This is a genomic window from Streptacidiphilus monticola (genome assembly GCF_042658505.1).
Classification (GTDB): domain Bacteria; phylum Actinomycetota; class Actinomycetes; order Streptomycetales; family Streptomycetaceae; genus Streptacidiphilus; species Streptacidiphilus monticola.
Genome location: NZ_JBHSQJ010000250.1, coordinates 1 through 6,600 on the forward strand (window position 1 = coordinate 1; position 6,600 = coordinate 6,600).

The window sequence follows — 6,600 nt, forward strand, 5'->3', positions numbered from 1 at the left end:
AGACGTCGGGCGCGGATGTGTGCAGGTGCTCGTCCGTGGCGATGCCGTTGTCGAGGGCCAGTCCCGCGGCGGCGGCGAGTTCGGTGTTGGGGGCGACACCGATGCCGACCAGAACGGTGTCGGCGTCGATGCGGGTGCCGTCGGCGAGTTGGACCCCGTCCACGGTGCCGGCGCTGCCGGTGAGCCGCTCGACCTGGACGCCCAGGCGAAGATCCACGCCGTGGTCGCGGTGCAGGTCCGCGAAGACCTGGGCCGCCTCCTTGCCGAGGACGCGCAGCAGCGGCAGTTCCGCGGCTTCGAGCACGGTCACGTCGGCTCCTGCGGTGCGGGCGGCGGCGGCTGCTTCCAGGCCGATCCAGCCCGCGCCGATGACCGCGACGCGGGCGCCCGGCTGGAATGCCGCCTTCAGCCGGTCGCTGTCTTCGAGGCGGCGCAGGTAGTGCACCCCGGCCAGTTCATGGCCAGGCACCGGCAGGGTGCGCGGGGACGCGCCGGTGGCCAGCAGGAGCTTGGCGTACGGCTGCTGAGAGCCGTCGGCGAGGGTGAGCCGGTGGGCGGTGGTGTCCAGGGCGGTGGCGCGGGTGCCCAGGCGCAGGTCCACGTCGTGGTCGCGGTACCACTGTTCCGGGTGGACGTAGACCTTCTCCCGGTCCTGCTTTCCCAGGAGGTAGCCCTTGGACAGCGGTGGGCGTTCGTAGGGGCGTTCGCCCTCCTCTCCGATGAGGATGAGGGGGCCGGTGAAGCCTTCCTCGCGCAGGGCCTGGGCGGTCTTGGCTCCGGCCAGGCCGGCGCCGACGATCACGTAGGTGCTTTCGGCGTTCATGGTCAGTTCCCTCCGGCTGGGGTGGGCAGCGTGGAACGGACCGCTTCCTCGCTGCGCGCGATGACCGCGGTGCCGTCGTCGGCGGTGATGATCGGCCGCTGGATCAGGACCGGGTAAGCGGCCAGGGCCTGGATCCACCGGTCTCGGGTGCCGGGGTCCTTGGACAAGGTGCTGAGGCCGAGGTCGACCGCGACCGGTTCGCCGGTGCGGGTGATGTCCCACGGCTCCAGGTTCAACCGCCCCAGCAGGTCCTGGAGTTCGGCTGCGGTGGGCGGGTCGTCCAGGTAGCGGCGCACCGTGTACGGGGCACCGTCCTCGTCCAGCAGAGACAAGGCGGAGGCGCACTTCGAACACGCCGGATTGATCCAGATCTCCATCAGCGGATTTGTTCTCCTTCTCCTTGCAGGCGTGGTGATCCGGCCGGGCGGCGGGCACGGGTTGGTTCAGCGAGCGACGCCGGACAGGCCGAGGAACTCGCTGCGGGAGCGGGCATCGTGGCGCAGCAGCCCGAGCAGGGTGGAGGTGACGGTGGTGGAGCCGACCGCTTGGACGCCGCGCAGCGTCATGCAGGTGTGCTCGGCCTCGATGACGACGCCCACGCCCTTCGGCTCCAGGTGCGTCTGCAGCCACTCGGCGATCTGCTTGGTCAGCCGCTCCTGGACCTGCGGGCGGCAGGCGAAGTGCTCGACCACGCGGGCGAGTTTGGACAGGCCCAGGATCCGCTCCCCGGGCAGGTAGCCGACGTGGGCGGTGCCGACGAAGGGCAGCAGGTGGTGCTCGCACACCGAGCGCACCGGGAGGGAGCGGGCCAGCACGAGCTCGTCGTAGCCCTCGTCGTTGGGGAACGTGGTCAGGTCGAAGGCCCGCGGGCTGAACAACTCGGCGTAGGCCCGGGCCATCCGCCCCGGCGTCCCGCGCAGGCTCTCGGAGTCGGTCGAGACGCCGAGCGACTTCAGGAACTGCGCGGCCGCCTGCTCCGCGGCCTCCAGATCCATCCCGTCGTTCTCACGCACCACGTGCAACGCCGGACCCTCGGGCGCGGGCCGGGTCGCGCCCCACTCCGGCAAGTTGGTCTGGGGCTCGGTGACGGCCATGTCAGCTGCCGCCGATGTTGAGCGCGGTCAGCAGCACCAGGACGACGGTGACCACCGCGAACAGCCCGTGCCCGACGACAACCGGCACGGGGAAGTGCCGCTCGGCCGGCGCCTCGGCACCGCCTGCCACCGAAGCCGGAGCCTGGGCCCGGTAGACGGGCAGCCACCGCAGCAGCATCACGAAGCCCAGCAGCGCCACCGGAACCAGCAGGCCGAACGCAGTCCAGGCCAGCGCCCGCCTGTCGACGGCCAGGTAGATGATCCACACCACCAGCCCGGCCGCGGCAAGCGCAAAGTGCCCGAACACCACGGGAACCGGAAGCCGACTGGTGCCGGAGCGCTGCTGCTTGACGCCGCCGCGGGAGATCCAAGTGCCGAGCATGTAGAAGCCGCCCAGCGCGGTCACCACCCAGGTGACCAGAGCCGCGATGTCCATGGATGACCTCTCAGGTGAGGGTATGAGGGTGAGGGTGCACGGGGCTGAACGAGAGCCGGCAGAGATTGAGATGCGTCAGGCGCGGCCGGTGAATCCCTGGGCCTGGGTCTGCTCGTCGGCGACGCGGACTCCGTAGCGGTAGGCGAGCTTGCCACCGAGGAACCCGGAGACGCCCAGCACTGCCAGGCTCACCGCGGACAGGGCGAGCTTGCCCGCGCCCACACTCGTGGTCAGCTCGCCGGCGCGCCGCCAGAAGAACCCGCCCACGTAGGCACCGGTGACCAGCAGATTCAACGTCATGTGCACCAGCGCGGTGCGCATCGCCGCGGTGCCGGGCGGAATCGCGAACAGGTCCAGGAAGCCGACCAGGGCCGCGGCGAGCGCTCCCAGCACACCGACAGCAATCAGCCACATCGCACCTTTGGCGAGGAACCCGGGATCGTCCACCACGTGCGAGGCGATGTCGAAGACCAGGCTGGCCACCCAGGCGCCGATCGGCACGGTGACCAGGATCGGGTGGAAAGGATGCCCGTACGGCCCGGCCAAGGCCGCGCTGACGGGGCGTTTCGCTTCCAGGTACTGCCGTCCGCCGCCCATGACGCACCACCCTCCTCTTTTCACCAGCAACTCTTGTCGTTATTCCGGCGGGTTGTCAACTGATGAGGTGGCGTGCCGCTTTCGCCCGCGCTGGTTGGGGATATCGTGGGGGCGTGAGCGACCACGACGCGCCCCCACCAGCTCCCTCGGACCCGATGGACGGCATCGAGTCCGTCAGCGCGCTCAGCGACCTGTCGCGGCGCGGGATGTTCGCCTTCATCCGCCGCTCCGACCACCCGGTCACCCGGGACGAGGCCGCTGCCAGCATGGGTATCTCCCGCAAGCTCGCCGCCTTCCACCTCGACAAGCTCGTCGACGCCGGCCTGCTGCGCGCCCGCTACGGCACCCCAGGCGCACCGCGCCGCGTCGGGCGCCAGCCCAAGGTCTACGAACCCACCGACACGCAGATCACCGTGTCCATCCCGGACCGCCGGCACGAGCTGCTCGCCGACCTGCTCCTGGAAGGCATGCTCAACGAGTCCGGCGAGCGCACCGCGGCCCAGGCCGCGACCGACGCGGCCGCCGCCCGCGGCCGCCGGCTGGGCGAGCTGGAACGCGAACGCAGCCGACCCGGACGGCTCGGTGCCGAACGCGGCCTGACGCTGTGTGAGCGCATGCTCGACGCCTACGGCTACGAGCCCGTCCGCGAGAGCCCCACCCAGATCCGGCTGCGCAACTGCCCCTTCCACCCCCTCGCCGCCAAAGCTACCGACCTGGTCTGCGGGCTCAACCACGCCTTCCTCGCCGGCTACCTCGACGGACTCGAGGCCCCCGCCGTCCAGGCGACTCTCGCACCCCAGCCCGGGGCCTGCTGCGTCGTCCTCACCAGCGACGACGACCAGCCCCCATCGCCACCGGCGGAGTAACACCGCACCCCGCGCAGATCGTTCGAACCCGCTGACCGGGGAACGCCCCCCGCGTGTCTCCACCCCGTGCGCACAGGTCGTGTGACGCTCACGTCACCCCCTGTCATGTATCGGAGGAACGGCATGCCCCATGCCCGTGTGACCCGCCGCACCCGCCTCGCAGCGGCGCGCCGCAGCACCGTCGTCGCGGCCCTGGCCCTGTCCCTGACCGCCCTTCGGCGGCGCCGCCGAGCCGAGCTACGCCAGGCCGGCCATGCGCGCAGCGGCCCCGCGCGCGTGCGCACAATGGATTGTGCACGAACGTGCCGTGATTTTAGCCCCCTTCAGGGCTGCGAAGTGCCCTACGGGGCGATCAGGTTGGCCGGGACGAGCGGGGTCACCCTGACAACAACCCATGAGCGCTGGTTCGCATGCGGCCTTCAGCAGTTCGCCCGCAGCAGACGCTCCCCGATGAAGGTGCGGATTCAGTGGCTGGCCATCCAGGGCCGGCCCCGCGTGCCTCAGGCGTGTCCCATCTGGCTCACCAGTGCGGCGATCTGACGGTGCGTCCAGCGCACCGTGGCTTTCGACCTCCCCACCCGCGTCTCGACGCTTTGCGGGCTCCCACCTCCCGCGCCTACGGCCCGTCGCCGCGGCGGTTCATGCCGAGTGCGTTGCAGGAGCCAGGGCGTCGTCCCAGCCGTGGACCGAGAACGGCTGGCCGGCCATGTAACCCTGGAGGCCGACGAGGTTGTAGGGGACGATCGCATCGTCGGGGAGCTGGTCCAGGCGGTACCACGCGATGGCGGCGCACTTGTGCGGCTCGGCGTTGACCGGCTCGCCGGTCCAGCGCTCGGTCGCGAGGAACCAGCCGACGCGGGGCTCGCCCTCGGGGTTGAGGTGGTGCGTGGTGTGCACGACGAACAGGTCCTCGCGCGCGACCTCGACCCCGATCTCCTCGCGGGCTTCGCGGATGACGGCGGTGAAGACGTCTTCGCCGTCCTCGACCTTGCCGGAGGGGAGGTTGAGCCAGCCGTCGCGGTAGCCGGTGCCGGCGCGCTCGGCCAGGAGCACGTCGCCGTCGCGCAGGAGCAGGAGCATGACGTCGACGATGGGGCGCTGGGCGGGCACAGCGGGTCCTCCGGCAGGTCGGTGATGCGAGGACCCTAGCCTTCTACAGCTGGAGGAGTCCCATGGACTCAACGGCATCTGTGGTCCAGTGGACACGCTCGCGGGTGGTCAGGCCGGTGGGGAGTTCCACGATGCGCACGCCGGTCTCCTTGACCGCGCGGTAGACCTCCTTGTCGGCGTCGTCCTGGAGGTGGAGGACCTTGGCGCGCATCTGGTCGCCGCCGGAACGCTGGTCGAAGCGGTCGCGGCAGTAGACGACCAGGTCCACGGCGCGGGGCATCCAGGCGGTGCACATCGCCTGCATCGCGGTGAGGATGTCGTAGGTGGCGGGGTCCTGGGGCGGCAGCACCATGCGGGCGTAGGCGAGGACGTTCGCGGGGGTCTTGTCGGTGATGAGGAGCTTGTTGTGGCGGGCGGCGCGGATCTGGGTGGAGAGCTGGATGCCGAAGAGGTCGAGTTCGGCGGCGAGGTCGAAGGCGCCCTTGTTGTGGACGACGATCTCTTCCAGGAGCGGGCTTTCGCGGGCGGGTTCGCCGGTGCAGGCGACGTGGATGCCGCGCTCGCGCCAGTGGGCGGTGAGGGCGTGGACGAAGGTGCTCTTGCCGGCGGCCTGGGTGCCTTCGACGGACAGGACGGCGCAGTCGCGGATCATGGCTCTCCTTGGAGGAGTTGGGTGAAGGCGGGGGTGGTGGTCCAGTCCCACTGACCGGTGATCTGCCGGGCGAGCATGGTGTTGACGTTCAGGTGCTCCCAGGTCCCCAGGTGTTCGGCGCGGGCGGCGACCAGTGCGGTGGACAGGGAGTGGCGCAGGTTGAGGACGGAGACGCGGCCGCGGGCCTGGTCGTCGCCGTCGTTGAGCCAGGCCCGGTGCAGGGCGGTCATGGAGGTGCCGCGCAGTTCGGGTTGGGTGACGTCGAGGGCCAGTTCGGTGCAGACGTCCACGAGGCGGCGGCTCTTGCCGCTCAGGAGGTGGTCGGCGTCGAAGCGGGTGTCGGTGAACGGGGTCTTCTCGGTGCGGCGGGTCTTCCACTGCTGGCGGGCGGCGGTGATCGCGGGGACCGGGGTGGTGGCGTTGGCGGCCAGGACGCCGAGGTCGGAGCAGAGTTGGTGGCCGGTGATGAGGTGGGCGTCGTCCAGGGCGTCGCGGAAGACGGTGTCGGCGTGGGCGGCGAGGTCGGCGGAGGTCTCTCCCGGCTCCAGGTAGGCGCTGGCGTACTGGAAGGTCAGGTTGCCCAGGTCGGCGCTCGGGCCGCGGTCGGGGATGTCGAGCCAGACGACGGAGACGCAGAACGCCTGGTTGCCGTTCTTGATCCGGTAGTTCTTGGTCCACTCCACGTCGATGCTGGCGACGCGGATGGTTCCGGCGGGTGCGGCGGTGCGGGTGGGCCGGGTGCTGTGGTGGATCACGGGGGTCTCCAGGAGGGGGCCGGGAGCGGCACCAGGTGGTGCCGCTCCCGGCGACGGTAGCGGTGTGACGGTGCCTCAGGTGGCCGGAGCGGCGAGGGCGTTGGGGAGGTCCTGCCACGCCTCCGCGGCGAGCGCGGTCTGGAGGGTGAAGTCCCCGTCCCAGTGGAGGTTCTTGAGCGCCCGGCCGCCGATGAGCAGGGTTGCCAGGGCGGTGCCGAGCGCGGCGGCGACGGCTTCGCGGAGGTAGGACTGCGGTGGGGCGGTGCG

Annotated in this window: 10 protein-coding genes; 1 reads left to right on the forward strand and 9 read right to left on the reverse strand. The window is 70.9% G+C overall.

Translation table 11 applies throughout. From position 1 onward, the window contains the following. The 5 genes from ACFP3V_RS31835 to ACFP3V_RS31855 all read right to left on the reverse strand — a co-directional run. Positions 1-823, reverse strand: an 823-nt coding sequence (locus tag ACFP3V_RS31835) for an NAD(P)/FAD-dependent oxidoreductase (RefSeq protein WP_380591322.1), incomplete at its 3' end; no start/stop codon positions are given. 2 nt (positions 824-825) lie between these two features. After that, positions 826-1,200, reverse strand: a complete 375-nt coding sequence (locus ACFP3V_RS31840; protein ID WP_380591325.1) for an arsenate reductase family protein — start codon at positions 1,198-1,200, stop codon at positions 826-828. A 66-nt stretch (positions 1,201-1,266) separates the two neighbouring features. Next, positions 1,267-1,818, reverse strand: a complete 552-nt coding sequence (folE, locus tag ACFP3V_RS31845) for a GTP cyclohydrolase I FolE (RefSeq protein ID WP_380591349.1) — start codon at positions 1,816-1,818, stop codon at positions 1,267-1,269. Between the two features lie 100 nt (positions 1,819-1,918). Beyond that, positions 1,919-2,353 (reverse strand): hypothetical protein, encoded by a 435-nt coding sequence (locus tag ACFP3V_RS31850; protein ID WP_380591328.1) that lies wholly within the window; start codon positions 2,351-2,353, stop codon positions 1,919-1,921. A gap of 75 nt (positions 2,354-2,428) precedes the next feature. Next, positions 2,429-2,950, reverse strand: coding sequence for a DUF2231 domain-containing protein (locus ACFP3V_RS31855; protein ID WP_380591331.1), 522 nt, complete (start codon positions 2,948-2,950; stop codon positions 2,429-2,431). Positions 2,951-3,063: 113 nt separating this feature from the next. Between ACFP3V_RS31855 and ACFP3V_RS31860 the strand changes: the two genes are divergently transcribed. Continuing rightward, positions 3,064-3,816 carry a helix-turn-helix transcriptional regulator gene (locus tag ACFP3V_RS31860; protein WP_380591334.1) on the forward strand — a complete coding sequence of 251 codons (753 nt, stop codon included), beginning with the start codon at positions 3,064-3,066 and terminating at the stop codon, positions 3,814-3,816. A gap of 639 nt (positions 3,817-4,455) precedes the next feature. Here ACFP3V_RS31860 and ACFP3V_RS31865 read toward each other — a convergent pair. The 4 genes from ACFP3V_RS31865 to ACFP3V_RS31880 all read right to left on the reverse strand — a co-directional run. Further along, positions 4,456-4,926: an NUDIX hydrolase gene (locus tag ACFP3V_RS31865; protein ID WP_380591337.1), complete on the reverse strand. Its 471-nt coding sequence runs from the start codon at positions 4,924-4,926 to the stop codon at positions 4,456-4,458. 43 nt (positions 4,927-4,969) lie between these two features. Then, positions 4,970-5,578, reverse strand: coding sequence for an AAA family ATPase (locus ACFP3V_RS31870; protein WP_380591340.1), 609 nt, complete (start codon positions 5,576-5,578; stop codon positions 4,970-4,972). Continuing rightward, entirely contained in the window at positions 5,575-6,333 is a 759-nt protein-coding gene (locus tag ACFP3V_RS31875; protein ID WP_380591343.1) for a hypothetical protein, read from the reverse strand. The genes ACFP3V_RS31870 and ACFP3V_RS31875 overlap by 4 nt, the downstream gene beginning before the upstream one ends. 75 nt (positions 6,334-6,408) lie before the next feature. Continuing rightward, on the reverse strand, positions 6,409-6,600 hold a 192-nt coding region (locus ACFP3V_RS31880; protein ID WP_380591346.1), incomplete at its 5' end, for a hypothetical protein.